24 protein-coding genes are annotated in these 25,005 nt (G+C 64.0%); 8 read left to right on the forward strand and 16 right to left on the reverse strand.

Translation table 11 applies throughout. The annotated features are described in order from the left end of the window. The first annotated feature begins 3 nt into the window (after nucleotides 1-3). Genes ACGYK9_RS14895 through ACGYK9_RS14925 form a run of 7 tightly spaced genes read left to right on the forward strand, consistent with a single transcriptional unit; the run spans nucleotide 4 to nucleotide 7,347 of the window. Complete coding sequence (locus tag ACGYK9_RS14895; RefSeq protein ID WP_394411713.1) at nucleotides 4-1,338, forward strand: Rieske 2Fe-2S domain-containing protein; 1,335 nt, start codon at nucleotides 4-6, stop codon at nucleotides 1,336-1,338. Beyond that, on the forward strand, nucleotides 1,335-1,814 hold the full coding sequence (locus tag ACGYK9_RS14900) for an aromatic-ring-hydroxylating dioxygenase subunit beta (protein ID WP_394411710.1): 480 nt from the start codon (nucleotides 1,335-1,337) through the stop codon (nucleotides 1,812-1,814). The genes ACGYK9_RS14895 and ACGYK9_RS14900 overlap by 4 nt, the downstream gene beginning before the upstream one ends. Beyond that, a complete protein-coding gene (locus ACGYK9_RS14905) occupies nucleotides 1,811-3,436 on the forward strand; it encodes an AMP-binding protein (protein ID WP_394411707.1) in 1,626 nt (541 codons plus the stop codon). The genes ACGYK9_RS14900 and ACGYK9_RS14905 overlap by 4 nt, the downstream gene beginning before the upstream one ends. Further along, nucleotides 3,433-4,602, forward strand: a complete 1,170-nt coding sequence (locus ACGYK9_RS14910) for a thiolase family protein (RefSeq protein ID WP_394411704.1) — start codon at nucleotides 3,433-3,435, stop codon at nucleotides 4,600-4,602. Before ACGYK9_RS14905 ends, ACGYK9_RS14910 begins: the two co-directional genes overlap by 4 nt. Beyond that, complete coding sequence (locus ACGYK9_RS14915; RefSeq protein WP_394411701.1) at nucleotides 4,599-5,846, forward strand: SDR family NAD(P)-dependent oxidoreductase; 1,248 nt, start codon at nucleotides 4,599-4,601, stop codon at nucleotides 5,844-5,846. The genes ACGYK9_RS14910 and ACGYK9_RS14915 overlap by 4 nt, the downstream gene beginning before the upstream one ends. Beyond that, nucleotides 5,843-6,625, forward strand: a complete 783-nt coding sequence (locus ACGYK9_RS14920) for a cyclase family protein (RefSeq protein WP_394411698.1) — start codon at nucleotides 5,843-5,845, stop codon at nucleotides 6,623-6,625. The genes ACGYK9_RS14915 and ACGYK9_RS14920 overlap by 4 nt, the downstream gene beginning before the upstream one ends. Continuing rightward, nucleotides 6,622-7,347 carry an SDR family NAD(P)-dependent oxidoreductase gene (locus ACGYK9_RS14925; RefSeq protein WP_394411695.1) on the forward strand — a complete coding sequence of 242 codons (726 nt, stop codon included), beginning with the start codon at nucleotides 6,622-6,624 and terminating at the stop codon, nucleotides 7,345-7,347. The genes ACGYK9_RS14920 and ACGYK9_RS14925 overlap by 4 nt, the downstream gene beginning before the upstream one ends. 10 nt (nucleotides 7,348-7,357) lie before the next feature. Here the strand turns inward: ACGYK9_RS14925 and ACGYK9_RS14930 are convergent, their stop codons facing one another. Next, nucleotides 7,358-8,230: an NAD(P)-dependent oxidoreductase gene (locus ACGYK9_RS14930; protein WP_394411693.1), complete on the reverse strand. Its 873-nt coding sequence runs from the start codon at nucleotides 8,228-8,230 to the stop codon at nucleotides 7,358-7,360. Nucleotides 8,231-8,410: 180 nt separating this feature from the next. Between ACGYK9_RS14930 and ACGYK9_RS14935 the strand changes: the two genes are divergently transcribed. After that, complete coding sequence (locus tag ACGYK9_RS14935) at nucleotides 8,411-9,907, forward strand: aldehyde dehydrogenase family protein (RefSeq protein WP_394411690.1); 1,497 nt, start codon at nucleotides 8,411-8,413, stop codon at nucleotides 9,905-9,907. A 67-nt stretch (nucleotides 9,908-9,974) separates the two neighbouring features. Here ACGYK9_RS14935 and ACGYK9_RS14940 read toward each other — a convergent pair whose 3' ends face one another. The 15 genes from ACGYK9_RS14940 to ACGYK9_RS15010 form a co-directional block, all read right to left on the reverse strand. Beyond that, nucleotides 9,975-11,258, reverse strand: a complete 1,284-nt coding sequence (locus ACGYK9_RS14940) for a TRAP transporter large permease (protein WP_394411687.1) — start codon at nucleotides 11,256-11,258, stop codon at nucleotides 9,975-9,977. Next, complete coding sequence (locus ACGYK9_RS14945; RefSeq protein WP_394411684.1) at nucleotides 11,251-11,769, reverse strand: TRAP transporter small permease; 519 nt, start codon at nucleotides 11,767-11,769, stop codon at nucleotides 11,251-11,253. The genes ACGYK9_RS14940 and ACGYK9_RS14945 overlap by 8 nt, the downstream gene beginning before the upstream one ends. A gap of 66 nt (nucleotides 11,770-11,835) precedes the next feature. Next, the gene (locus ACGYK9_RS14950) at nucleotides 11,836-12,819 is read right to left on the reverse strand and encodes a TRAP transporter substrate-binding protein (protein ID WP_394411681.1); all 984 of its coding nucleotides are present in this window, start codon (nucleotides 12,817-12,819) and stop codon (nucleotides 11,836-11,838) included. Between the two features lie 115 nt (nucleotides 12,820-12,934). Then, a complete protein-coding gene (locus tag ACGYK9_RS14955; RefSeq protein WP_394411678.1) occupies nucleotides 12,935-13,840 on the reverse strand; it encodes an HAD-IIA family hydrolase in 906 nt (301 codons plus the stop codon). After that, nucleotides 13,837-14,646 (reverse strand): phosphonate ABC transporter, permease protein PhnE, encoded by an 810-nt coding sequence (gene phnE, locus ACGYK9_RS14960; RefSeq protein WP_067266492.1) that lies wholly within the window; start codon nucleotides 14,644-14,646, stop codon nucleotides 13,837-13,839. The genes ACGYK9_RS14955 and phnE (ACGYK9_RS14960) overlap by 4 nt, the downstream gene beginning before the upstream one ends. Next, nucleotides 14,643-15,437: a phosphonate ABC transporter, permease protein PhnE gene (phnE, locus tag ACGYK9_RS14965; protein WP_322329752.1), complete on the reverse strand. Its 795-nt coding sequence runs from the start codon at nucleotides 15,435-15,437 to the stop codon at nucleotides 14,643-14,645. Before phnE (ACGYK9_RS14965) ends, phnE (ACGYK9_RS14960) begins: the two co-directional genes overlap by 4 nt. Continuing rightward, complete coding sequence (gene phnC, locus ACGYK9_RS14970) at nucleotides 15,434-16,207, reverse strand: phosphonate ABC transporter ATP-binding protein (RefSeq protein ID WP_271690256.1); 774 nt, start codon at nucleotides 16,205-16,207, stop codon at nucleotides 15,434-15,436. Before phnC ends, phnE (ACGYK9_RS14965) begins: the two co-directional genes overlap by 4 nt. Before the next feature lie 54 nt (nucleotides 16,208-16,261). Beyond that, nucleotides 16,262-17,242 carry a phosphate/phosphite/phosphonate ABC transporter substrate-binding protein gene (gene phnD, locus ACGYK9_RS14975; protein WP_394411674.1) on the reverse strand — a complete coding sequence of 327 codons (981 nt, stop codon included), beginning with the start codon at nucleotides 17,240-17,242 and terminating at the stop codon, nucleotides 16,262-16,264. A 188-nt stretch (nucleotides 17,243-17,430) separates the two neighbouring features. After that, nucleotides 17,431-18,144 carry a FadR/GntR family transcriptional regulator gene (locus tag ACGYK9_RS14980; RefSeq protein WP_394411671.1) on the reverse strand — a complete coding sequence of 238 codons (714 nt, stop codon included), beginning with the start codon at nucleotides 18,142-18,144 and terminating at the stop codon, nucleotides 17,431-17,433. Continuing rightward, nucleotides 18,141-18,983, reverse strand: a complete 843-nt coding sequence (locus ACGYK9_RS14985) for a sulfite exporter TauE/SafE family protein (protein ID WP_394411668.1) — start codon at nucleotides 18,981-18,983, stop codon at nucleotides 18,141-18,143. Before ACGYK9_RS14985 ends, ACGYK9_RS14980 begins: the two co-directional genes overlap by 4 nt. A 4-nt stretch (nucleotides 18,984-18,987) precedes the next feature. Beyond that, nucleotides 18,988-19,749, reverse strand: coding sequence for a DUF1028 domain-containing protein (locus ACGYK9_RS14990; RefSeq protein ID WP_394411665.1), 762 nt, complete (start codon nucleotides 19,747-19,749; stop codon nucleotides 18,988-18,990). Nucleotides 19,750-19,752: 3 nt separating this feature from the next. Further along, nucleotides 19,753-21,546 (reverse strand): gamma-glutamyltransferase family protein, encoded by a 1,794-nt coding sequence (locus ACGYK9_RS14995; RefSeq protein WP_394411662.1) that lies wholly within the window; start codon nucleotides 21,544-21,546, stop codon nucleotides 19,753-19,755. A gap of 11 nt (nucleotides 21,547-21,557) precedes the next feature. After that, on the reverse strand, nucleotides 21,558-22,457 hold the full coding sequence (locus ACGYK9_RS15000) for an ABC transporter permease (protein ID WP_394411659.1): 900 nt from the start codon (nucleotides 22,455-22,457) through the stop codon (nucleotides 21,558-21,560). Next, a complete protein-coding gene (locus ACGYK9_RS15005) occupies nucleotides 22,457-23,401 on the reverse strand; it encodes an ABC transporter permease (protein WP_067264018.1) in 945 nt (314 codons plus the stop codon). The genes ACGYK9_RS15000 and ACGYK9_RS15005 overlap by 1 nt, the downstream gene beginning before the upstream one ends. Before the next feature lie 66 nt (nucleotides 23,402-23,467). After that, on the reverse strand, nucleotides 23,468-24,982 hold the full coding sequence (locus ACGYK9_RS15010) for an ABC transporter substrate-binding protein (protein ID WP_394411656.1): 1,515 nt from the start codon (nucleotides 24,980-24,982) through the stop codon (nucleotides 23,468-23,470). Nucleotides 24,983-25,005 lie beyond the last annotated feature (23 nt).

Raw genomic sequence — 25,005 nt, forward strand, 5'->3', positions numbered from 1 at the left:
CTCATGGGACGTTACGACAGCCCGGCGGCCTTGGCCGCCCTCGTGCAGCCACATCAGGTGCACCGCGATATCTACACTGACCCAGAGGTGTTCCAGCAGGAGATGAAGCATCTCTTCGCCAATGCTTGGGTCTTTGTCGGCCATGAAAGCCAGACCCCGAACAAGGGCGATTATTTCAGCACCCATATCGGCACCCAGCCCGTCATTCAGGTGCGCCATTCGACGGGCGACATCCATGTTCTGCTGAACCGCTGCCCTCACAAAGGCACCAAGATCGTGATCGACCGGCAGGGCAATACCGGCAAGTTCTTCCGCTGTCCCTATCACGCATGGAGCTTCAAGACCGATGGCTGCCTCTTGGCGATCCCGCTCAAGAAGGGCTACCAGAACACCGGGCTGGAAGAGACCGACAGCGGCAAGGGGATGCGCAGCGTCGGCGATGTGAAAAACTACCGCGGCTTCATCTTTGCCCGGCTGGCCGACGAGGGCATGAGTTTCGAAGAGTTCTTTGGCGAAAGCCTGTCCTCGCTCGACAATATGGTTGACCGCTCCCCCGCCGGACGGCTCGAAGTGGTCGGCCCGCCGCTGCGCTACATGCATCATTGCAACTGGAAGATGCTGGTCGAAAACCAGACCGACACCTGCCACCCGATGGTGGCGCATGAAAGCTCCGCCGGGACGGCGGTGAAGCTCTACGAAGAACTGGGCCTGCCCGAGGACGCGCCCAAACCCCCCGCGATGGAGATCATCGCCCCCTTCATGTCGCCTTACGATTTCTTCGAAGGCATGGGCATCCGCACATGGCCCAACGGGCATGGGCACACCGGCGTAAACCACTCTATCCACTCGGATTATTCCGCCATCCCCGGGTATTTCGAAGCGCTCTGCGACAGCTATGGAGAGGAGAAGGCCAAGGCGATCCTCGATGAGAACCGCCACAACACGGTCTATTTCCCCAACATCATGATCAAGGGGCCGATCCAGCAATTGCGGGTTTTCATCCCCATCGCCGCGGACCGGACCGTGGTGGAAAGCTACATCTACCGCCTTGTCGACGCGCCCGATGAGCTGACCGCCCGCACCGCGATGTACAACCGTATGATCAACGCGCCCACCTCCATCGTCGGCCATGACGATCTGGAGATGTACGAGCGCGCGCAGGAAGGGCTGATGGTCGACGGGCTGGAATGGGTGAACATCCAGCGCCTGATCGAAGAAGACGAAGACTTCGATGTCGAAGCGGTCGAGAACGGCACCACCGAACGCCAGATGCGCAACCAATTCCACGCATGGGTCAAGTTCATGAACATGGGCCAAAAGACGGAGGCGGCGGAATGACTGTGACGCGCGAAAGCCTGATCGACTTCATCTATGACGAAGTGCGCATGCTGGACGAGGGGCGCTATACCGAATGGCTCGACCTCTGGCTGCCGGACGGGCACTATTGGATGCCATTGGACTATCAACAGAAAGACCCGATCAACGAGACCTCGTTGATGTATGAGGATATGTTCATGCTCAAGCTGCGCGTCGAACGTCTGAACGGCGCGCGCACCTTCAGCCAAAAGCCCAAGAGCCGCTGCCACCATGTGATCCAACGGCCTTTCGTGGATGAGATGGACGCGGAGGCAAGGCGTTTCGTCACGACCACCTTCATGCACTACGTCGAGACGCGGCTGGACGAGCAGCAGTTGCTCGCCGTCACCGCGCGGCATGAGCTGGCGCTGGTCGAGGGGCGTCTGCGCATTGCTAACAAACGGGTCGATATCGTGAATTGCGACGCGGCTTTCCGCAACATCCAGTTGCTGCCATGATCGGGGCAGAGACTGAGACGGTCTTCGCGGCCTTTGAAGACACCGCCGCGCGGCACCCCGAACGGGGTTTCCTGAATGTCCTGCCGGAAACAGCGGGCATCTACGGCATCGCGGCGGGGGAGGTGAGTTATGCCGAAGCCGCGCGAGAGGTTGCAACCCTGCGCAAGCGCATTTCGGCTGCGGGTTATCTGCCCGGGCAGCGCGTCATGCTGCTGATGGAGAACCGCCCGGCCTTCTTCCTTTGGTGGCTGGCGCTGAACGGTCTGGGCCTGTCGGTCGTGCCGGTGAACCCCGATCTGCGTGCGGCTGAGCTGAGCTATATGATCGACCATGCCGAACCGGTCTTGGCCGTGGCGATCCCTGCGCGCGGCGACGACCTGCGCGCCGCGGCACGGCAAGCGGGGCACGACATGCCGGTGATCGCGCCGGAGGATTCCTTGCCCGCACCCGCAACGCTTGAGACCATCACGGCACGGCGAGGCGGGGGAGAGGAGGCCGAGGCCGCATTGCTCTACACCTCGGGCACCACCGGCCAGCCCAAAGGCTGCATTCTGACCAACACCTATTTCCTAGATGCCGGACGCTGGTACGCCGACACCGGCGGGCTTTGCGCCCTCTCGCAAGACGGAGAGCGGATGATCACGCCGCTGCCGATCTTTCACATGAACGCGATGGCCTATTCCTTCATGGCGATGATCGCCGTGGGCGGCTGCCTGACCGCGCTTGACCGCTTCCACCCCCGCAGTTGGTGGGCCTCGGTCCGGGCCTCGGGCGCGACCTGTCTGCACTATCTAGGCGTCATGCCATCCATGCTGATGGGGGCCGAAGCAAGCGAAGCCGACCGCGACCATGCCGTGCGCTTTGGCTTCGGCGCGGGGGTGGACCCGAAATTGCACGCCGCCTTCGAGGCGCGTTTCGGTTTTCCATTGGTTGAGGCTTGGGCCATGACCGAAACCGGCGCGGGCGCGGTGATCTGCGCCAACCGCGAACCGCGCCGCGTGGGCGAAAGCTGCCTCGGCGCGCCCGAAGGGGGGCTGGAGGTCCGGCTGCTCAACGATGCCGGGGAAGAGGCCGATCAGGGCGAATTGCTGGTGCGCCGCGCCGGTGCCGACCCGCGGCGTGGGTTCTTTGCGGGCTACTTCAAAAATACCGAAGCCACGGATGAGGCTTGGGCGGGCGGTTGGTTCCACACCGGCGACATCGTGAGCCGCGCGCCGGATGGCGCGATGTATTTCGTCGACCGCAAAAAAAACGTGATCCGCCGCTCGGGCGAGAACATCGCGGCGGTCGAGGTGGAATCGACCCTGATGCGCCACCCCGCCGTGGCCAGCGCCGCCGTCGCCGCCGTGCCGGACGCGGTGCGGGGGGATGAGGTTTTCGCCTGTATCGTGCCGAAGGACGCCGGTGCTGACCCTGCCGTCTTGGCCCGTGAAATCACCGAATGGTGCCTGACCCAGCTTGCCTATTACAAAGCCCCCGGCTTCATCGCCTTTGTCGAGGCGCTGCCGCTGACGGCGACGCAGAAACTGCAACGCGGGGTGCTGAAAACGCTGGCCGCCGACCTGCTGGACGATCCCGCCACGCAAGACCTGCGCAGGCAAAAGAAGCGGACGGCGGCATGAGGCGCAGGGGCTATGACGGCGTCGTCCTCGCGGCGCCCACCTCGGTGCCCTATGCCCGCTATAGCAATGAGACCGCCCATTGGTGGATCGCCCGCGCGCTGCGCGCGATGCTGGGCAAGGCCGGGATCGCGCCGGGGGCGTTGGACGGGTTCTCGGTCTCCAGCTTCTCGCTCGCGCCGGACACGCCGGTCGGGCTGATCCAGCATTTGGGGCTCAGCCCGCGGTGGCTTGATACCGTGCCGACGGGCGGGGCCAGCGGGGTCATCGCGCTGCGCCGCGCGGCGCGGGCGGTGCAGGCGGGCGATGTCGACGTGGTGGCCTGCGTGGCGGGGGACGCGAACCGGATCGACAGCTTTCGCAGCCTGCTCAGCGGCTTCTCGCGCTTTTCGATGGATGCCACCTTCCCTTATGGGTTCGGCGGCCCCAACGCCAGTTTCGCGCTGCTGATGGACCGCTACATGCAGGAATACGGCGCCACGCGAGAGGACTTTGGCCAGATCGCCGTGACGCAACGGGCCAATGCGCTCTGCTATCCCGATGCGCTGATGAAAACCCCGCTGACGCTTGACCAATATCTGAATGCGCGCATGATCTCAGACCCCATCGCGTTGTTCGACTGCGTCATGCCTTGCGCCGGGGCCGAGGCGTTTTTGGTCATGCGGGAGGATGAGGCCCTGCGCCGCGACCTGCCCTTCGCGCGGATCAGCGGCACCATTGAGCGGCACAACGCTTACCCCGAAGACCCGATGCAACTGCGCGGCGGCTGGGGCGTGGATATCGGTGAGCTCTACGAGATGGCGGGCCATGGGCCTGAGGGGATCGATCTGCTGCAAACCTATGACGACTACCCAGTGATCTCGATGATGCAGTTCGAAGACCTCGGGTTCTGCGCCAAGGGGGAGGGGGCCGCCTTTGTCCGGCGGCGAGATCTGACGATCCACGGCGATTTCCCCCACAACACCTCGGGCGGGCAATTGTCGGTCGGCCAAGCCGGGGCCGCGGGCGGCTATCTGGGGCTGGTCGAGGCGATCCGGCAGGTGACCGGGCAGGCCGAGGGCACACAGGTGGCCAACGCCCGGCGGGCCTTGGTCTCGGGCTTTGGTATGATCAACTATGACCGGGGCGTCTGTTCGGCGGCGGCGATCATTGAGGGGGGCGCGCCATGACCGACCCATTGACGCCGCCCCGAAAGAAGAACCCGCAAAAGCGCAGCAGGGTGCCGACGCTGCCGCCCGCGCAGCGGTCGCGCGCGGCCCTCGGCCTCGCCATCGCCGCCGGGCGCGGCACCTTCGCTTTGCAACACTGCGCCGATTGCGGGGCGGTGCAATACCCCCCGCGCGATGCCTGCTGCAAATGCCTGTCCGTCGCGCTGGACTGGCGCGAGACGGACCGCGCGGGCGAGGTCTTGGCCGAAACCACGATCCGCGTCTCGCCCGACCCGTATTTTCGTGAGCGGCTACCCTGGCGCATCGGCACGGTGCAACTGGCCGCAGGGCCGGTGGCGGTATGCCATCTGCACGGCGACGTCGGGCGCGGTGATGCGGTGCGGCTGGCGTTGAAACTGGACCGGGCAGGGCAGGGGGTCATGGTGGCCCTGCCGCGAGAGGGAAGCGAATTGATGCAAGACGATCCGATGCTGCGCGAAATGTCGAGCGATCCGAAACACCGGCGGGTGTTGATCACCGATGCCCGCTCCCCCTTGGCCCTGCCACTGGCCCAGGCGCTTTTGAGCGCAGGTGCGGCGGAGATATTCCTGGGCGAGCCGGAACATTGGCGCCGGTGGGAAGGCCGCGCGGCCTTCGAGGGGATGGAGAGCGTCAGCCTCATGCCGCTCGATGTCACCGATGGGGCCTCGGTCTCGCGCCTCGCCGCAGAGATCGGTGGAAAGGTCGACATCCTGATCAACACCGCCCAATTCATCCGCCCCGGCGGGGTGTTGGGCAATGACACGGTCTTTGCCCGCGAGGGGATGGAAACCAATGTGCTGGGCCTGATGCGCTTGGCGCAGGGCTTTGGCCCCGCGATGGCCTCGCGCACGGCGGATGGGGTCAATGCCGCGGTGGCTTGGGTCAATCTCCTGTCGGTCGGGGCCTTGGCGCCCGAGGCTGGGTTCGGTGGCTTTGATGCCTCACAAGCGGCGGCGCGGTCGCTCAGCCAGACGATGCGGGCAGAGTTTGCCGGATCGGGGCTGCGGGTGATGAATGTCTACACCGGCCCGGTTGATGACGAATGGCACCAACCTCTGCCGCCGCCCAAAGTCGCCCCCCGCGCGCTGGCGCGGACAGTGGTGCGCGGGCTGGTCGACGGGTTGGAAGAGGTCGCCTGCGGTGACGTGGCTAAGGACGCGCTGGCCCGCTGGCTGGACGATCCGGCCTTGATGGAACGCGAAACGCGGGGGGGCGGCGCATGAGCGACGCAATCACGACACTGGCCGAAGCACTGTCAAGCGGTGCGGCAAAGGTCGTCGACCTGACCCACAGGCTCGACCCGGACTTTCCCGTCATCGTCCTGCCGCCAGAGTTCGGCCAATGCGCGCGGTTCCGGATGGAGGAGGTCTCGGCCTATGATCACCGTGGCCCGGCGTGGAAGTGGCACAACCTCACGCTGAACGAACACACCGGCACCCATTTCGACGCGCCCATTCACTGGGTGTCGGGCAAGGACGTGGCCCATGGTGCGGTGGATGAAATCCCGCCCGAAGCCTTCATCGGCCCGGTCGTGGTGATCGACTGCTCCGAAGGGGCGGCGCAGAACGACGACTTCGAGCTGACGCCCGAGATCATCCGCGATTGGGAGGCCCAGCACGGGACGATCCCCGCTAATGCTTGGGTGTTGATGCGCACCGATTGGTCGAAACGCAGCGGCGCGGATTACCTCAACATGCGCGAGGATGGCGCCCATTCGCCCGGCCCCACACCCGCCGCCATCGAACTGCTGCTAGAGCGCGGCATTCGCGGCTTTGGCACGGAAACGGTCGGCACCGACGCGGGGCAGGGGATGCATTATGACCCGCCCTTCCCGGCGCATTACCTGCTGCATGGGGCGGGGAAATATGGGATGCAATGCCTGTGCAACCTCGACCAACTGCCGCCCACCGGGGCCATGCTGATCGCACCGCCGCTCAAGATCAAAGGCGGCACGGGCAGCCCCTTGCGGGTGCTGGCGCTGATACCGGGAGAGAGACAATGACCGAATACACCGCCGTCATCACCGGGGGCAGCAAGGGCATCGGCGCCGATCTGGCGCAGCGGTTGCTGGAACGCGGCTATCGCGTGATCTCGATCGCGCGGGGAATGCCGGAATGGGAGGCGGAGGGCTGCGAGCATATCGAAGCCGACCTGCTCGACCCCGCCTCCGTCGCCGCCGTTGCTACGGATATCGCCGCACGCCATGAGGTGACCCATCTGGTGCATAACGCCGGGATGATCTGGCCCAATCTGATCGAAGAGGCGAAACCCGAAGACATCACCGGCCTTGCGCAACTGCACCTCGGTTCGGCCCTGACGCTGCTGCAAGCCTTCCTGCCCGCGATGAAGGAACGCGGCTTTGGCCGGGTGATGTTCAACGCCTCCCGCGCCGCCTTAGGCGCCCCGACGCGCACGGCCTATTCAGCCTCGAAAGCGGGGATGATCGGCATGGCGCGCACTTGGGCGCTGGAGCTTGCGCCGCATGGCATCACCGTCAATGTCGTGGCCCCCGGCCCGGTGCAGACGGATAACTTCTGGGGCATCATCCCGAAAGAAAGCGAACGCGAAGCGGCGCTGGCCAAGCGCATCCCCGTGGGGCGGTTAGGACAGGTGGAGGACGTGACCAACGCCTTCCTCTTCTTCTGCGACCCGGCCAGTAGTTTCGTCACTGGCCAGACGCTTTTCGTCTGCGGCGGGTCGAGTATCGGGACGCTGACGCTCTGACCCCTCGGGCTTAACCCTTTCGGAAATGCTGCACCAATTCAGGGACATAGGCGTCGCCCTCGCCCTTTTCGACGACTTGGGAAAGGGCGCGATAGACCCCATCGGCAATCTCGACCTGCGCGCCCGCTTGGGCGGACATCTGGCGGTAATAGTCGAAGTCCTTCAGCGCGTTGCTGATCGCGAAGGGCAGCGCCTCGCGGTCGCCGCTGGTGATGAAGGGCGACAGCCGATCAAGCGCGACACTGGCACCGCCGCCGCCCGCCAAGACATCCACGAAGCTCTGCGGATCGATCCCCGCATCTGCCGATTGCGCAGCCGCCTCGGCCAGCAGAGACATGAAGCCGACCGAGACATAGTTGTGCAGCAGCTTCAGCCGATGGCCCGCGCTGACCGCGCCCACATGTTTGACCTCTTCGGTAAAGGCCGCGAGCACCGGAGAGACCTTTTCGACCGTGGCCGCGTCACCGCCGACGAGTAGGTTCAGCTTGCCCTCATGGGCAAACTGCGCCGTGCGGGTCATCGGCGCATCGACGAAATCGCCCCCCGCCGCCTTCACCGCCTCGGCCATCTTCAACGTCGACGCGGGCAGGGAGGTTGAGCAATCGACGACCACAGCACCCGGCTTCAGCCCCGCGATGACGCCGCCCTCTACGGTCAGGATCCCTTCGACCTGCGGCGAGCCGGTGACGCAGAGGATGATCACATCGGAGGCGGCGGCCAGATCGCTCAGACTGTCGAAGGCCGTGGCCCCCAGCCCGTCCAACTCATCGGTCGGCTGGTTGCCGGGGTGGTCGAAATAGCCAAGCGCGAAACCCCCGCGCCGCATCACGTTGCGGGCAATTCCGTGGCCCATCAGGCCGACACCGATCATACCGATTTTCATGGATTTTCCTTCGCTTGCCACCGCCACCCCTGCGCGCGGTTCCCTTGGGGAAAGTTCTAGCGATCCACCCAGCACGGTGCAACGCGGCAGGGCCGGATTTTCTTGCCCAAACAGGGCTTTGTATATTTGAAACCGACAATTCGATTGATAGGAATGGCGCATTAATGGAATGAGGCTGAAATGACTTTGACCCGCGACCCCCACCAGATTGCCGAAACGCTTTACCACGGGCAGTTTTGCCCGATGTTCATCGATGGTCAGGACGTGCCCGCCTACTCCGGCGCGGTGATCGAGGTGAAAGATCCCGCCTCTGGCCGCAAGCTGGCGGAAGTGCCGCGCGGCGGGGCGCGGGATGTCGATCTGGCCGTGGATGCCGCGCGCCGGGCCTTCGAAGGCGTCTGGTCCACCTTCACGCCTTACGACCGGCAGGAGGTGCTGTTGCGCATCGCCGATGTGATGGAGCGGGATTGGGAGAAGCTCTGTGTATCCGATACCGCAGACATGGGGTTGTCGCTGGCGCGGACGCTCGGCAACAAGCGGCGGGTGATCGGGATGCTGCGCTTCTACGCAGGTCAGGCCGTGGCGCTGCATGGCGACGTGATCGAGAATTCGATCTCGCAGTCGATGCTGTCCTTCACCACCCGCGAGCCGGTCGGCGTGGTTGGCGCGATCATCCCGTGGAACGCCCCGACCGCCGCCTCGATCTGGAAGATCGCGCCAGCACTGGCGACGGGCTGCACCGTGGTGTTGAAGCCCTCCGAAGACGCGCCGCTGACGCCCTTGATGATCGCGCGGCTGATGCAGGAGGCGGGTGTGCCCGACGGCGTGGTCAATGTGGTCACCGGCACGGGGCGCGAGGCCGGGGCGCGGCTGGCCGAGCATCCGGACGTGAACAAGGTGGTTTTCACCGGCTCCACCGCCACCGGCAAGACCATCGCGCGGGCCGGGGTGGAGAACCTCAAGCGGATCACGCTGGAGCTTGGGGGCAAGTCGCCGCTGATCATCTGCAAGGATGCCGACCTCGACAAGGCGGTGCCGGTGGCGGCGATGGCGGTCTATGCGCATTCGGGCCAGATCTGCATCGCGGGCTCGCGGCTTTTCGTGGCGCGGGAGATTCAGGATGAGTTTATCGAGAAACTGGCGGCCTTCGCGCGGGGACTGAAGATCGGGCATGGCCTCGACGAAGGCACCGATCTCGGCCCGCTCATCAACGCCGTGCAGACCGAGAAGGTCGAGGGCTATATCGCCAAGGGCAAGGCCGAGGGCGCGCGGCTGGTCACGGGGGGCGGTCGGCCCGAGGGGGAGGGCTATGCGGGCGGCAACTTTCTTGAGCCGGTGATCTTTGCCGATGTGAAAGACGAGATGACCATCGCGCGGGAGGAGATTTTCGGCCCCGTGATCTCGGTCCTGCCCTTCGACACGATGGAGGAGGTCGTGACCCGCGCCAATGCCACGCCCTACGGGCTGGCGGCGGGGATATTCACCCGCGATCTCGGGGTGGCGCATCGGACGGTGAAGAAGCTGAAGGCCGGATCGGTCTGGGTGAACATGTACCACGCGATCGACCCGGCGGTGCCCTTTGGCGGGCTGAAGATGTCGGGCTACGGAAAGGAAGGCGGCGTGGAGCACCTGCAGGCGTATCTGGATACCAAGGCGGTTTGGATTCAGACGGAGTGATTGAACGCTGAGGGCAGCGCCGGCCCGCGGGGTGGTGCTGCCCGGCTTTTAGCCGGGCGGAACCTAGTTAGAAGCCGCTGATGCTCGGTAGCCAAGTGCTCAAAGATGGCACAAACGTCAGCAACATCAACACGACGAAATTCGCCAAAAAGAACGGCGGCATCTCACGGATCAGCGCGGCGGGCTTAAGGTTCACCGCCGAGGAGACCACGAAGATCAGGCTCCCCACCGGTGGCGTCGTCAGCCCCAGCGTCAGGTTCACGATCACCACGATGGCGAAATGATCCGGCGCGATGCCGAGCGCGTGACTGATCGGCGCGAGGATCGGCACGAGGATCATCACCCCCGGCAGCGGATCCATGAACAGACCAAAGAGCAGCAACAGCACGTTCACCGCCAAGAGGAACAGGATCGGCGACAACTCCCACGCGATGATCGTCTCGGCCAGAAACTGCGGCACGCCTTCGATCACCAAGACCCATGCGAAAGCCCGCGCGGCCCCAAGGATCAGCAACACCGCGGATGAGATCAGTGCCGCGCGAAGAATCAGCCCCGGCAGATCGCGCAGGCGCAGGGCGCGGTAAACGAAGAACCCGCAAAACAGCGCATAGAACACGGCGATGACCGACGCTTCGGTCGGGGTGAAAATGCCGCCCCGGATACCGCCAACGATCAGCACGATCAGCCCAAGCGCGGGCAGCGCCATTAGGCTGTTGCGCCACATCTGCGCCCGCTCGGGCCGGGCCTCGTCGCTGCGGTAATCGCGTTTCCAACTGACCCAACCGTTGGCCGCAAGGCTCCCTCCGGCGAGCAGCAGCCCCGGAATGACACCCGCCATGAACAGCGACCCGACCGAGACTTCCTGATCCTGCAGCGCATAGATGATCATCACGATCGAGGGCGGGATGATCGGCCCCACCACCGCCGAAGAAATCGTCAACGCCCCGGCGTAGGAGCGGTCATAGCCGCCTTTCTCCATCATGCGGATCATCATCGCGCCGGGGCCTGCCGCATCGGCCAGCGCCGAGCCGGAGATGCCTGCGAACATGGTCGAAGAGATCACATTGGCATAGCCCAGCCCCCCGCGCAGATGGCCCACGAACTGTGCGGCAAAGCGCAAAAGCGTGTGGGTGATCGCCCCGCCGGTCATGATCTCGGCGGCGAGGATGAAGAAGGGCACGGCCAGCAGCGGGAAACTGTCGAGGCCCGAGAACATCTCTTTCACCACCACGATCTGCGGGTAGGAACTGCCCAGACCGATGGCGGCAAAGACGGAAATGGCCATGGCAAAGGCGACGGGCAGCCCCAGCACCATAAGCACGAAAAGCGAGATAAAGAGGATGTCAGCCATTGGCGGCTCCCGGCATGTTCTCGGTCTGACCTTCGGGCTGGTGATAGCGGCCCGCCATGATGAAGGGCCGCGCGATCAGCAACAGATGTACGATCAGCAGTGTGAAGCCGACTGGCATGGCGGCATAGACATAGCGGAACGACAGGCGCATCGCGGGGGTCATCTGATACTGCGCGCGCTGCATATAGTCCCAGCCGACTTTGACCATGAAGGCAAAGAAGAATAGCAAAATCAAAACGATGATCCCGCGCAGGATGCGCTGCATCCGGGTGTTCATCACATCATGCAGATTGGTGATGGCCACATGGCCGCCCTGCCGCAGGGCAAGGCCAGCCCCCAGAAAGGCCATCCAAATCATCAGGTAACGGGCGGATTCATCGGACCACGACAGCGAATGGTTGGTGCTGAACCGCAGGGCGACATTGGCCCCCACGACCAAGACCATCCCCGTCAAACAGGCGATCACCACGGCGGCGTTCACCTTGACGAATAGCTGTTCCAATCTGCGCATGGTTTCCCTCCCGTGCAAAACGGCCGGAAGCGCTGCTCCCGGCCGTCCGTCTTTCCGTCGCGGCGCTTACTCGGTCGCGGCGATCTGGTCGATCAGATCTTTGCCGTAGGTCTCGTAGTAGCCCTCGTAGGCGCTCTCGATGGAGGCGCGGAAAGCGGCCTTCTGCTCTTCGCTCAGTTCGTTCACTTCCATGCCGCGCTCTTTCAGCGTCTCGACGCCGCTTTGCTCCACGTCATCGACGAAGGCGCGCATGGCGGAGACGGCTTCGGTGGCGCCTTTCTCGAAGGCGGCCTTGTCTTCATCCGACAGACCTTCCCAGAAGGGTTTGGAGACCAGCAGCATGGCGGGGGAATAGACGTGGCCCGACAGCGTCAGGTATTTCTGCACCTCGTCGAGCTTCACGGAGACGATCACCGACAGCGGGTTTTCCTGCCCGTCGATGGTGCCCTGCTGCAGCGAGCTGATCACCTCGGGCCAGGCCATCGGGGTGGGGGCGGCACCAGCGGCGTTGAAGGCTTCGAGGTGCACCGGGTTTTCCATGGTGCGCAGCTTCATGCCCGCGATGTCTTCGGGTGTCTCAATGGCGTTGCGGTTGTTGGTGATGTGGCGGAAACCCTGCTCACCCCAAGCCAAGGCAACCATGCCCGCGCCGTCGAACTCGGCCAAGATGTCCTGACCAATCGGCCCGTCGAGCACGCGGCGCGCGTGGTCAAGGCTACGGAACAGGAAGGGAATGTCGGTGACGCCGGTGGCGGGGACGAAGTTGCTCAGCGTGCCGGTAGAGACGATGGTCGCCTCGACGGTGCCCAGTTGCAGGCCCTCGACGACCTCGCGCTCACCGCCCAGACCGGAGGAGGGGAAATGGCGGAAGCTGAACTTGCCGTCGGTCTCGGCCTCGACGACCTCTTGCCACTTCTGCGCCGCGACGCCGTAGTGGCTGTCGGGGGCGAGGGCGTAGCCGATCTTGACTTCGGTCTCGGCGCTCAGGGCTCCTCCGGTGAGCGCGGCCAAAGTGGCGAAAATTGCCGTGGGCTTGGTGATTTTGAACATTTTGTATCCTCCAGCGATCTTATTAACAAGGTCACGAAAACTGCTAGCGGCGGATGTTCAGAATGGCAATGGGGGAGGGGCGCTTTGTGGACAATGAATCCACAGCAAAGCCCCGCTAAATTTCCGTGACGATATGATCGGGCGCGATGCCCGAGCCTTGGATCGCCGCAGCAACCTCTAACCCCAAGAGGGAGCCGTGGCCGGTGACCAGCGCCGTGGCGAAACCCGCCTGCGCGCCGCCGAGGATGTCGGTGTGCAGCGTGTCGCCGACCATCAGCACGCGCGCCGGATCCACGGGCTTTGCCCGGGCAAGGGCCAAGTCGAAGATATCGGGGAAGGGCTTGCCGCAGAAATGCACCGCCACACCGGTCGTGTCGATCAGACGATGCGCGAACCAGCCGGGTTCGAGCGAGAGACCATCCTCACGCGGGGCGACGAGATCGGGGTTGCCGACAAAGACAGGCCGGGGCTGGCGTTTCAGACTGGCCTCCAACAGGGCCTGCCGCGCCTCTGTCCACCCATCCGCCCCGACGAGGAGGAAACCTTCGGCCCCGTCATAGACTGCCGGATCATCCGCCAGAACGGTCGCGCCGAGATCGGCGATCTCTCCCATGTCCTTATCGGGGTTTAGCATCACGCCCCAGCGGCGCGCGGGTTCTGCCGCGACGCGGTGCAGCAGCGCCTCGCGGCTGGTAACCACCTCGTCTGCTGCGAAATCAAAGCCAAGCCGCGCGTAGCGGTCCATCATATGCGCCTTGGGATAGGCGGCGGAGTTGCTGACGACCATGACCGATTTGCCCATCTCGCGCAGAGCGGCGATGGTCTGCGCGGCCCCTTTGATCGCGGTTTCGCCGACGTTCAGCACGCCGTAGGCGTCGAACAGGATCAACTCATAGGGCGCGACGATATCGAGGAAACGGGCGGCCTCCACCCCATGGCCGAGCTTGTCGCAGTCGGGCAGGCGGGGGCGCAGGCGCTGGTATTCGGCCAGCGCCTGCGCGGGGTCTATGGCGATACTCACAGGATGCGGCGGCGCAGGAAGGCCGAGATCACCTCACCGATGATCACCAACACGATGATCGCGATGAGGATCGTGGCGACCTCGGGCCAGTTGAAGGTGTCGATGGCACCTTGCAGGATGATCCCGATGCCGCCTGCGCCGACGAGGCCCAGAACGGTGGATTCACGTAGGTTGATGTCCCACCGCAGGATCGACACGGCCCAGAAGGTCGGCATGACCTGCGGCACGATGGCATAGGCGATGACTTTGAAGCGTGATGCACCGGTGGCCTCCAGAGCCTCCACGGGGCGGCGGTCGATCTCCTCGATCGCCTCGCCCAGAAGCTTGCCGATGAAGCCGATGGAGCGGAACATGATCGCCAAAATGCCCGCCACCACGCCGGGGCCGAAGATTGCCACGAAGAGAAGCGCCCAGATGATCGTGTTCACCGACCGCGAGGTCACGAGGATCAGCCGCCCGAGCCAGAGCGTGGCCCGGTTGGGCGTGGTGTTCTGTGCCGCGATATAGGCCACCGGCAGCGACAGCAGCACCGCGAAGGTGGTGGCGAAAGTGGCGATGTTCACCGTGTCCCACAGCACCTTGAGGATCGTGTCGAGGTTGCTGGGGTCGGGCGGATACATGCGGCCAAAAAGGTCACCGATCTGCTCGGGCGCACCCCAGACCCAGGCCCAGATGACCTCGATCGAGGTCAGCGCCCAAGCGATGGCGAGGGCGCAGCCCAGAAGCACGCCGTAGCGGGTGAGGCGTTGGCGCAGGGTGAAACGGGTCCAGTCGTCGCGGCCGAATTTCTCTGCAATCGTCGTCATTGGATGCGCTTTCTGATCACGCCGCTGACGGCTTCGGAGACAAGGATGACACCGACGATGACCATGGTGATCGCCAGCGCGAAGTCATAGTCGTAGCGGCCAAAGGCATTGGCGAGCGTCGCCCCGATGCCGCCCGCGCCGACGATGCCCACCACCGCTGAGGCGCGCAGGTTACTGTCGAGCTGGTAGATCGTGAGACCGATCTGGCGCGGCATGATCTGGGGAAAGATCGCGTAGATCAGGGTCGAGAAATAGGGCGCACCGGCGGCGCGCATGGCTTCGACCTGACCGAAGTCGATCTCCTCGATCCGTTCGGCCAGCATCTTGGCAACGAAGCCGATGGAATAGACGATCAGCGTCAGCACGCCTGCGAAGGGGCCGAAGCCCACGGCCTTGACGAAGAGGATCGCCACGATCACCGGATGAAAGCTGCGTGCCACGATGATGATGGCGCGGCCGAGGTAGAAGATCGGTTTCGGCGCCACGTTGCGCGCCGACATAAAGGCGATGGGGATCGACAAAAGCACCCCGCCTGCGGTGGCGAGGATGGCGATCTTGAGGCTCTCAAGAAAGCCGTCGATCAACAGGCCCGAGCGTTCGAAACTGGGCGGGAACGCCCCGCCAAAAATGCGCCCGGCGCGCCCCAGCCCTTCGGCGACGCGGTTCCAGTCAATCGGCATGGTCAGACCGACCCAACCGAAATAGGCCACCGCGCCCAAGATCACCGCCCACCGCAGCACCGGGTTGGCGATGAAGGGTGGCTTTTTCCAACTGTCCCGTGGCGCGCTCATGCCGCGGCCCCATCTTTCGCGCGGTCCGCATGGGGGCTGCCGGCGTAGATCTGATCCATCGCCGCTTGGTCGAGCTTGGCGGGCTCGTCGTCGAAAATGATCCGGCCATAGCGCATGCCGACGATACGGTCGGTGTATTCCTTGGCCTCGGTCACGTTGTGGATGTTGATCAGCACCGGCAGTTTCAATTCGCCGGCGAGGTCACGCAGCAGGCCCATGATCTGTTCGGAGGTCTTAGGGTCGAGCGAGGCGGTCGGCTCGTCCGCCAGCAGAATGTCGGGGTCCTGCATCAGGGCGCGAACCACGCCGACGCGCTGCCGCTCACCGCCCGAAAGCTGGTCGGCGCGGGTGTTGGCATATTGCGCGATACCGACCCGCTCCATCAATTCATAGGCGCGGCGGATGTCGGCCTTGGCATAGCGGCGGGTCACGGCGGACCATGTCGAGATGTAGCCCAAGCGACCGGACTGGACGTTCTCCATCACCGTGAGGCGGTCGACAAGGTTAAAGCCCTGAAACACCATGCCGATCTTGCGCCGCGCGGCGCGCAGGTTTTTGCCGCGCAGGTTGGTCAGTTCGGTGCCGTTGAGCATGATCGACCCCGAGGTCGGCTCCACCAGTCGGTTGATGCAGCGCAGCAGCGTCGATTTGCCCGCGCCGGAGGAACCGATGATCGAAACGACGCTTTCGCCCTCGATGGTCAGGTCGAGGTTCTTCAGCACCGGATCACCGCTGCCATAGCGTTTCACGAGGTCGGAGATTTTCAGCATGTATTGTACCTTGAGAGCGGGGCCGGCTTGTGGGCCGACCCCGGTTTTGAACGATTATTCAGCCGCGAGGCCCTGCGGCGTGTATTCGACGCCGTTCGCCTTCTGGATCTGACGGATCACCGCCCACTGGTCCTTGTAGGTGATCGGGACGAACTTGCTCACGCCCGCGAATTCCTCACCCAGTGCGGTGCCTTCGAAATCGAAGGAGAAGAAGGCTTCCTTGATCTTTTCCTTCAGCTCGGGCGCGAGGTCATGCGCGACGCCGTAGGAGGTTGTCGGGAAAGGATCGCTTTCCCAGACGATGCGCACGTCCTCGGGGTCGTAAAGACCGCGCTCGGCCATGCGGTCCACCACTTCGGAGGCCACCGGGGCCGCGTCATAGTCGCCCGCGACAACGCCCAGCATGGACTGGTCGTGGCTGCCCGAATAGGTCACTTCGTAGTCTTCGTCCGGCACGACGCCCAGATCGGGGAAGAGCGCGCGCGGCGCTTGGTTGCCGGAGTTGGAGGTGGGCGAGGTATGCGCGATGCGCTTGCCGGCCAGATCCTTCATCTCTTTGATGTCGCTGTCGGCTTGGGTGTAGACTTGCAGCTTGTAGCCGAACTGGCCATCCTCGGCGCCCATGATCGCGAAGGGCTCGACACCTGCGAGGTTCACGGCGAAGGGGGTCGGACCGGTTGAGAAACCGGCGATATGCAGGCGGCCCGAGCGCATCGCCTCAACCTCGGCGGAGTTCGACTGCACTGCGAAGAACTGCACGTCCTTGCCGGTCACGTCTTCAAGATGCTCAATGAAGGGGGTCCAGATGTCTTCGTAGATCGCCGGGTCTTCGACGGGCGTGTAGGCGAAAACCAGCGTCGAGGGGTCTTTCAGCATATCAGGATCGGTCGGCGCATCGGCGACCAGATCGCCATCGGCGTCGCAGAACATCTTGTCCAAGGCGCCGCGCTCGCAATCCTCTTGCGCGAAGGCAAGGCCGCCCGTCAGTGTGAAGGCCGCGGTGAGACCTGCGGCGAATAGGTATTTATGAGACATTGCGTTCTCCTCCCTGAGAATCCGCGCATCTGGCGCGAAATACAATAATGCGCAGATACGAACATCGAACAGTTTCGTTTGCAAGCTGTTCCGGCGCGTCGGCGGACAAAATTGTCACAAAGCTGTAACATCTCCCGCCGCAAAGCGGGGAAGGCCGGGGCGCGGTTTAACCAGTCGAAACGGGGGCTTCAGAGATCGAGTTCGATTTTGCGCACCCGGTCGCGCAGCAGGGTTTTGGAAACGGTCAGCAAATGCTGCTCCATCGCGGCGGCAGCGCCGAGCGTATCGCGCCGGGCGATGGCGTCGTTCAGGGTCATGTGCTGCTCGCCCAGAACCTGTAGGGTTTCCGGGGCGTGATAGGTCCGGCGGCGGGAGGTCCATGCCACTTCGCGGCGCACCGCGCGGATGGATTCGTAGACCGTCAGGAACAACGGGTTCCGCGCCATCTCGGCGATCTTGTAGTGGAACATGTCATCCGCGGCCTCATAGGCGTCCGGGTCGCTGAGGTTGAGCGTGGCGCGCATCAACTGGTCCAACCGCTCGATCTCCTGCGGGCGGGCGCGATCGGCGGCGAGGGCGGCAAGGGCAGGTTCGACCTCTAGCCGCACTTCCATCACGTCGCTTGGCGTGACCTGCCGGGCAAGGTGGCGCAGACTGTCGGCATTGGTCGCGGGCGGCGGCGTGGCGAATGTGCCTTGGCCGTGGCGGCGGTAGATCGTGCCGTCCTTTTGCAACAGGCCAAGTGCCAGCCGCAGCCGCGCCCGGCTCACGCCGAAATGCTCGGCCAGCGCCCGTTCGGGGGGCATCCGCCCGTCGTTCAGGATGTCCCCTTGGCGGATCGCTCCGCGAAGCCGCTCGGCCAATTCATCTTCACTTGGGGCGGACTGGGGGGTCTGTGTCATGAGATGGAAAACGCTTCAAATAAATCAATGAACATACGCAGAGAGGTTACCATTAGGAAAATTCCAAAGGCAAACCGAAGCGCCCGGCGCGGGATGCTATGGGCCAGTTTCACACCCACATGGGCAAAGCTGGAGGTCAGCGGAATGATGATGGCCGCCGCGGCAAGGTTCACATAGCCGAGCGAGAAGGGCGGCAGCCCCTCGGCCCCAAGGCCGGTGAGCGCATAGACAACGGCACCCGGCAGCCCGATGATAAAGCCAATCGCGGCAGAGGTGCCCACGGCGCGGCGGATGTCATAGCCCAGAAAGTTCAACAGCGGCACGCCGATGGTGCCGCCCCCGATGCCCATCATCGCAGACAGCCCGCCGGTGACGACGCCGAGGATCGCCCAGATCGGTTTGGCAAAGCCGCGCGGCGTGGGGTCGTCCTTGGTCTTGCGAAAGATCATATCGAGGGCAACGAGTGCGGCCACGGTGGCAAAGACGCCCACAAGGATCAGCCCCGAGACATAGCCCCCCAGAAGCGCGCCGATCACGACGCCGATCAGCAGCGACGGCGCCCAGAGTTTCAAAAGGTCCATATCAATCGCGCCGCGTTTGAAGTGACCATAGCCCGAGGACAGCGAGGTAAAGACGATTGTCGCAAGCGAGGTGCCCACCGCCACTTGCATGGTGATCGCCGGGTCCATCCCCGCCGTCGACAGCGCAAGATAAAGCGCGGGCACGATCACGATACCGCCGCCCACACCAAGCAGCCCCGCAAGGATGCCGCCAAAGACCCCGGCGGAAACCGCAATGGCGAGAAGGGGCAGAAGCTGGCTGAAATCGAGCGCGTTCATATGGTTAATCTTTCTTTGTCTCTAAATCTGTCGCCAGCGACCGGCTGGGCTTGCCCGCCGCCTTGCGGGTCTCTTCGGCGCGGGTGATCGCCGCATCAATCGGCGCGCGGTCCGAGGTGCCCGAGAAATTGTCGAGGCTCGGCATCGCTTCGGCCACATGCAGATAGCGCTCTCCGGCGACGTCGAGCAGCCGGTCAAGCTCGCTCAGCGGATCGCCATGGTCATCGACGCGCAGGTCGAGATAGGCATGGTCCTGCCCGCGGTGGATTACCAGCCCCGCGGCTTGGCGCCCGCGCATGTCGCCGCCCGCCTCTTCGCCCGCGCGCATGGCGGCGAGCAGACGTTCGGCCATCGGCAGGTCATGGCGCGCGGCGTAGGTCTCAAACGTGGCCTCCACCACCTCCGGCCCGGTCAGCATATTGCCCGCGACGGAGTGAATGGTCCCCACACGGTGCCCGGCCCAATCGACACAGCCCGCACCGGTATGCGCGGCGAAGTTTCCTTGGGCATCGAGCATGTGGCACTGGCGGATGTCGCGCCCCGCATCGCGGGCGGCGAATTCCTTCAGCAGTGCTTCGGCGGGGTCGCCGCTTTCCAACATGCGCCGGCCTTCGGTCCCCCAGAGCGGGTTGACGAAAGCCTGCGTGGCCACGGCGACGCGCCGCCCGATGTAGGGCACGGCGGCACCGCAGGCGAAAAAGCGGCTGGCCACGGCGATGCCAATCTCTTGGCTGTCGGGATCACGGGCGATGATGGAATAGGTCATGGGTCAGCGTCCTACGGCATAGGCCTGCATCAGGCGGGGGGTGGCGGCGGCGTGAAGGCTGCCATCGGGATTGCGCAGCGCGGCGGTCATTCGGCCCACCGACCACGGCTCGGCCACGGTAACGATATGCCCCCGGGCGCGCAGCGCGTCGATCACCGCAGGGCCGACATTGGGCTCGATCATCATCTCACCGGGCAGGGCTTGGCGGGGGAAGAAACTGCTTTGGAAGTGCAGCGTGTGGAACAGCGGCGCGTCCATCCCCTCTTGCAGGTCGAGGCCGTGGTGCACGAAACGCAGGAACCAGATCAGCTGCCATTGGTCCTGCTGGTCGCCGCCCGGCGTGCCAAAGACCAACTGCCGCCCATCGGCATGTTGGGCAAAAGAGGGGGTCAGCGTGGTGCGCGGACGCCGTCCGGGGGCGAGGGAGGTGGGCAAACCCCGCTCAAGCCAGAACATCTGCGCGCGGGAGTTCAGTGGAAAGCCCAGCCCCGGCACCACCGGATTGCTCTGCAACCACCCGCCCGAGGGCGTGGCTGAGACCATATTGCCCCAGCGGTCGATCACATCGAGATGCACGGTATCGCCGCGTTTCTCGGTCAGATGCGCCATCGTCGGCTCTTGCGGGGCGGCGTTCTGAACGCCGAAATCACGGGCTGCCCGTTCGATATAGCGCTCGGCCAGATGCTCCAGCCCCGCGATCACGCCGGGGCGCTGCTCAAGCGATGCCTTGCCGTTCACCAGCTTCGCGCGTTCCGCGTTATAGGCATCAGAAAGCAGCTCTTCCATCGGGATGATGCTCTGCTCGGGGTCGCCGTAATAGGCCTCGCGGTCGGCATAGGCGAGTTTCATCGCCTCGATCACCGTATGTGTAAAGGAGGCGCCCATCGGGTCCATCGCGGCCAGATCGAAATGTTTGAGGATGGCGAGGGTTTGCAAGAACACCGGACCTTGCGACCATGCGTGGGTCTTATGGACCGTCCAGCCGTGGTATTCGTAAGTCAGCGTGTCCTCATAGCTGGCTTGCCACTTGGCCATATCTTCGCGCGCCAGAAGGGCGCTGTTCTTTTGCTCGGACACGTCATGCACGCAGGCGTCTTCGAGGTAGTCGAAAATCGCATCGGCCACGAAACCTTCGGACCAGATTTTGCGCGCTGCTTCGATCTGCGCGCGGCGGTCTTCGCCTGTGGCTTCGGCCTCGCTGACCAAGCGCTCATAGGTCGCGGCCAGATCGGGGTTCTTGAAGTTGGCGTTCGGCTCAGGCGCTGCACCGCCGGGCGTCCAGACTGCGGCGGAGCTGGGCCATTCGGCGGCGAAATATTCGGCCAGCCCCTTGATGGTGTTCGACACGCGCGGCAGTACCGGATGCCCGTCGCGGGCATAGTCGATCGCCGGTTGCATCACCTCGCGCAGACCCATCGTGCCATGGTCGCGCAGCATCAGCATCCAGCCGTCAAAGGCACCGGGCACCACGGTGGAGAGAAGACCCGAACCGGGGATCAGCTTGAGCCCCAATGCCTCGAAATGCTCCAGCTTGGCGGCGGCGGGGCTGACCCCTTGGGCGCAGACGACCTTAGTCGCCTGTTTCTCCGCGTCGTGAAAGATGATCGGCAGGTCGCCCGCCGGGCCGTTCAAATGCGGCTCGACCACCTGCAGGACGAAGCCCGCAGCGGCGGCGGCGTCAAACGCATTGCCGCCTTTTTCTAGGATGCCAAAACCCACGGTCGAAGCGATCCAATGGGTCGAGGTGGTGACACCGAAGGAGCCGCGGATTTCAGGGCGGGTGGTGAAGGGGGTCATGTCGTCTCCGGTCAGTGTTCGCGTGGGTCGAGCGCGTCGCGCAGACCGTCGCCCAAAAGGTTGAAGCCAAGCACGACCATGAAGATCGCGATGCCGGGCCAAAGCGCCATCCAAGGCGCCTGATTGAGAAAGTTCTTCGCCGTGTTCAGCATCGACCCCCAAGAGGGGGCGGGCGGCTGCTGGCCAAGGCCAAGGAACGACAGCGACGCCTCGGCGATGATGGCGGTGGCGACGGTCAGCGTGGCCTGCACCAACACGGGCGGCAGCACATTGGGGAAGATATAGCGGCGCAGGATGCGCGGCGTGCTCAGGCCAATGGCGCGGGCGCTTTCAACGTAATCCTCGGCGGCAACACTCAGCACTTGACCGCGGGTCAGGCGGATGAAGATCGGCGTGGCCGAGATGCCGATGGCGATCATCGCGTTGGTCAGGCTCGGCCCGAGGAAGGCCGCAAGCGCGATGGCGAGGATCAGGAAAGGTGCCGCAAGCAATGCTTCGGTGCAGCGTGAGATCACCGCGTCGGTCCAGCCCCCGAAATACCCGGCAATGATGCCCAAAGGCACGCCAAGCCCAAGGGCGATGGCGACCGAGACGACCCCGGCCAGCAGGGAGGCCTGCGCGCCCCAGACCAGACGGCTCAGCACATCGCGGCCCAACTCATCGGTGCCCATCCAATGGGCTGCCGAAGGGCCCTTGCGCACCGCGCCCCAATCGGTGGCGGCGGGGTCGGGGATCGGCAGCAATGGGGCCAAAAGCGCGATGGCGCAGAAGAAGACCACCAGCACGCCGCCCAGCATGGCGCTGCGATGGGTGCGGAACTTCTTCCAAACCCGGTTTTCCGGGCGGGCGGAGAGGACCGGATCGGCTGCGCTTTCCGCGTCGATGGTGATGGGTGTGGCAGGTTGAGCCATTATTGCTTCCTCAGGCGGGGGTTCAGCAGCACATAGGCGACATCGGCGAGCAGGTTCATAAAGATGAAGCCGACGGCGGTGACGAGCACGATGCCTTGGACCACGGCGTAATCGCGGTTGAACACGGCATCGACCACCAGCTTGCCAAAGCCGGGGATGGTGAAAATCTGTTCGGTCAGCACCGCGCCCGCGATCAGCTCACCAAACAGCAGGGCGGTCAGCGTGACGATCGGCGTCAGCGCGTTGCGAAAGGCGTGTTTCAGGATCACCCGCCGCTCGACCAGACCCTTGGCGCGGGCGGTGCGGACGTAGTCACTGCTCAGCACGCTCAGCATGGCCGACCGGGTGTGGCGCATCAGCGTGGCGGCGAGCGCCGTGCCCAGCACGAAGGCGGGCATGATCATCACGGTGATGGAGCGGATGGGGTCTTCGCTCAGCGGCACATAGCCTGAGGCGGGCAGCAGCTTCCATTTCACCGAGACCAGCAGGATCAGCATGATACCCAGCCAGAAGTTCGGGATCGACAGGCCCGACAGCGCCACGACATTGGCCACATAATCGGTCACGGTGCCCTTCTTGACGGCAGAGAAGATGCCCGCAGGCACGCCGATCAACAGGGCAAAAATCATTGCCATCGTGGCCAGTTGGATGGTCACGGGCAGTTTCTCTCCGATGAGTTCCAGCACCGGCTGGTTGGTGCGCAGCGAAATGCCCAAGTCACCGGTCAGCGCGTTGCCGATCCAAGTGAAATATTGCACCGGAATAGGATCGTTCAGGCGGTATTTCTCGCGCAGGAACTCCAGCACCTGCGGGTCGCGTTCTTCGCCGGCCATGGCCAGCACCGGGTCGCCCGGCAGCAGCTTTTGCAAGGTGAAGACAAAGACCGAGATCAGGATGATCGTCGGGATCGCGATCACCAGACGGCGCAGGATGAAGGACAGCATTTTGAAACGTCTCGCTCAGGGGAGGGGCACCGCCGGAACCGGCCCGGCGGTGCGGATGCAGAAGGGTTAGCCTTCTTCTTTTTTCATGCCCGCAAGGCGGATCATGCCGTCAGGATAGGGGGTGAAACCGGTGATGTCGGAATCCAGCGCCCAGATCCATGTCTGGTGGTAGAGGTACACGATCGGCATCTCTTCGTTCAGGATCGCGCGGGCAGCGGTATAGCTCTCGCGGCGCACGTCTTGGTCGTTGGACTTGCGCGCCTTGTCGAGCAGTTCATCCACTTCCGGGTTCGAATATTTGGAATCGTTGATCCCGCCTTCGGTGGTCATGAACTGGTGGATGTTGCCATCGGGGTCCACACGGCCCGACCAGCCGATCTGGCTCGCCTGATAGTCACCCGCCGACTGGTCGGCCAGCAGCGTCGCGAATTCCTTGGAAGTGATCGAGATGTTGATCCCCGCCTCGGCAGCCATGGACTGCACGACCTGCATCAGTTGCAGCGGAATCGTGGTGTTGGGCACCTGCACCTCAAGGTCGATGCCATCGGCAAAGCCCGCTTCGGCCAGCAGTTCCTTGGCTTTTTCCACGTCACGCTCAGGCACGGGATAATCGGTGCTGTACCAAGGGGAGTTCGGCGGGAAGGGCTGGTTGCCCGCGGCGAAGGCACCATTAAAGACGACCTGATTGATCGCCTCGCGGTCGATCGCATAGCTCAGCGCCTGACGCAGACGTTTGTCGTTGCCCCAAGGGTTGTCGCCCTTTTCGCCATTGGCCACGTTGATCGTGATGCCCTGATAGCCGAGCGACACGGCGCTTTCGACATTGATGCTGTCGTCACCTTCGGCCTGCGCGAGGTCGGTCGCGGCCAGACGCTCCAGCATGTCGATGTCACCCGATTGCAGGTTCGCCAGACGCACGGTGGTGTCGGGGATCGGCAGATAGGTGACGGTGTCGAAGTGGTATTCCTCGGCATCGTAATAGTCGGCAAATTTCTCAAGCACGATACGGTCTTGGGCCACACGCTCTGTGAACTGGTAGGGGCCGGAGCAGACCGGGTTCAGGCCAAAGTCATCGCCCGCAGCCTCAGCAGCGGTGGGGGAGACCATCATGCCTGCGCGGTCGGCGAATTGCGCCATCAGCGTGGCATCGGCATCGGCCAGATCAAAGCGGATCTCATGGCTGCCCAGCACTTCGACACCGGTGATGGAGGAAAGCTCGGACTTGCGGCGCGAAGTCTCCATGTTCTGGCTGCGGTCGATGTTGGCGGCCACGGCCTCGGCATCAAAGGGGGTGCCGTCATGGAAGACCGCATCGTCGCGCAGTTTCATGGTCAGCTGTTTGCCGTCTTCGGAAAAGGACCATTCGGTCGCCAGCTGCGGGATGATTTCGAGGTCGGGTGTGATGTCCACCAGCTTGTCGCAGAGCGACGCGTAGACGATGCGACCCACGAAGGTGCGCGACTGGTCGGGGTCCAGCACATCGGCATCGGATTGCAGCGCGATGCGCAGATCAGCCGCCTGCGCGCCGAGGGTCGTGGCCCCCAGCAATGCAGCGGCAAGTGTCATTTTGGTCAGTGTCATGTCGAACTCTCCTGTCGTTTCAA

It is taken from the genome of Sulfitobacter sp. 1A15258, assembly GCF_043557045.1.
GTDB classification, from domain to species: Bacteria; Pseudomonadota; Alphaproteobacteria; order Rhodobacterales; family Rhodobacteraceae; genus Sulfitobacter; species Sulfitobacter faviae.

Excerpts from the sequence above, each read along its gene's own strand:
- ACGYK9_RS14945 (WP_394411684.1), bottom strand. The coding sequence starts at position 11,769 with ATGCGCAGATTGGAACAGCTATTCGTCAAGGTGAACGCCGCCGTGGTG.
- ACGYK9_RS14990 (WP_394411665.1), bottom strand. The coding sequence starts at position 19,749 with ATGACCTATTCCATCATCGCCCGTGATCCCGACAGCCAAGAGATTGGC.
- ACGYK9_RS14895 (WP_394411713.1), top strand. The coding sequence starts at position 4 with ATGGGACGTTACGACAGCCCGGCGGCCTTGGCCGCCCTCGTGCAGCCA.
- phnD (WP_394411674.1), bottom strand. The coding sequence starts at position 17,242 with ATGTCTCATAAATACCTATTCGCCGCAGGTCTCACCGCGGCCTTCACA.
- phnE (WP_322329752.1), bottom strand. The coding sequence starts at position 15,437 with ATGAGCGCGCCACGGGACAGTTGGAAAAAGCCACCCTTCATCGCCAAC.
- ACGYK9_RS14995 (WP_394411662.1), bottom strand. The coding sequence starts at position 21,546 with ATGACCCCCTTCACCACCCGCCCTGAAATCCGCGGCTCCTTCGGTGTC.
- ACGYK9_RS15010 (WP_394411656.1), bottom strand. The coding sequence starts at position 24,982 with ATGACACTGACCAAAATGACACTTGCCGCTGCATTGCTGGGGGCCACG.
- ACGYK9_RS14940 (WP_394411687.1), bottom strand. The coding sequence starts at position 11,258 with ATGGCTGACATCCTCTTTATCTCGCTTTTCGTGCTTATGGTGCTGGGG.
- ACGYK9_RS14900 (WP_394411710.1), top strand. The coding sequence starts at position 1,335 with ATGACTGTGACGCGCGAAAGCCTGATCGACTTCATCTATGACGAAGTG.
- ACGYK9_RS15005 (WP_067264018.1), bottom strand. The coding sequence starts at position 23,401 with ATGCTGTCCTTCATCCTGCGCCGTCTGGTGATCGCGATCCCGACGATC.
- ACGYK9_RS14980 (WP_394411671.1), bottom strand. The coding sequence starts at position 18,144 with ATGACACAGACCCCCCAGTCCGCCCCAAGTGAAGATGAATTGGCCGAG.
- ACGYK9_RS14920 (WP_394411698.1), top strand. The coding sequence starts at position 5,843 with ATGAGCGACGCAATCACGACACTGGCCGAAGCACTGTCAAGCGGTGCG.
- ACGYK9_RS14910 (WP_394411704.1), top strand. The coding sequence starts at position 3,433 with ATGAGGCGCAGGGGCTATGACGGCGTCGTCCTCGCGGCGCCCACCTCG.
- ACGYK9_RS14935 (WP_394411690.1), top strand. The coding sequence starts at position 8,411 with ATGACTTTGACCCGCGACCCCCACCAGATTGCCGAAACGCTTTACCAC.
- ACGYK9_RS14915 (WP_394411701.1), top strand. The coding sequence starts at position 4,599 with ATGACCGACCCATTGACGCCGCCCCGAAAGAAGAACCCGCAAAAGCGC.
- phnC (WP_271690256.1), bottom strand. The coding sequence starts at position 16,207 with ATGCTGAAAATCTCCGACCTCGTGAAACGCTATGGCAGCGGTGATCCG.
- ACGYK9_RS14905 (WP_394411707.1), top strand. The coding sequence starts at position 1,811 with ATGATCGGGGCAGAGACTGAGACGGTCTTCGCGGCCTTTGAAGACACC.
- phnE (WP_067266492.1), bottom strand. The coding sequence starts at position 14,646 with ATGACGACGATTGCAGAGAAATTCGGCCGCGACGACTGGACCCGTTTC.
- ACGYK9_RS14930 (WP_394411693.1), bottom strand. The coding sequence starts at position 8,230 with ATGAAAATCGGTATGATCGGTGTCGGCCTGATGGGCCACGGAATTGCC.
- ACGYK9_RS14950 (WP_394411681.1), bottom strand. The coding sequence starts at position 12,819 with ATGTTCAAAATCACCAAGCCCACGGCAATTTTCGCCACTTTGGCCGCG.
- ACGYK9_RS14925 (WP_394411695.1), top strand. The coding sequence starts at position 6,622 with ATGACCGAATACACCGCCGTCATCACCGGGGGCAGCAAGGGCATCGGC.
- ACGYK9_RS15000 (WP_394411659.1), bottom strand. The coding sequence starts at position 22,457 with ATGGCTCAACCTGCCACACCCATCACCATCGACGCGGAAAGCGCAGCC.
- ACGYK9_RS14985 (WP_394411668.1), bottom strand. The coding sequence starts at position 18,983 with ATGAACGCGCTCGATTTCAGCCAGCTTCTGCCCCTTCTCGCCATTGCG.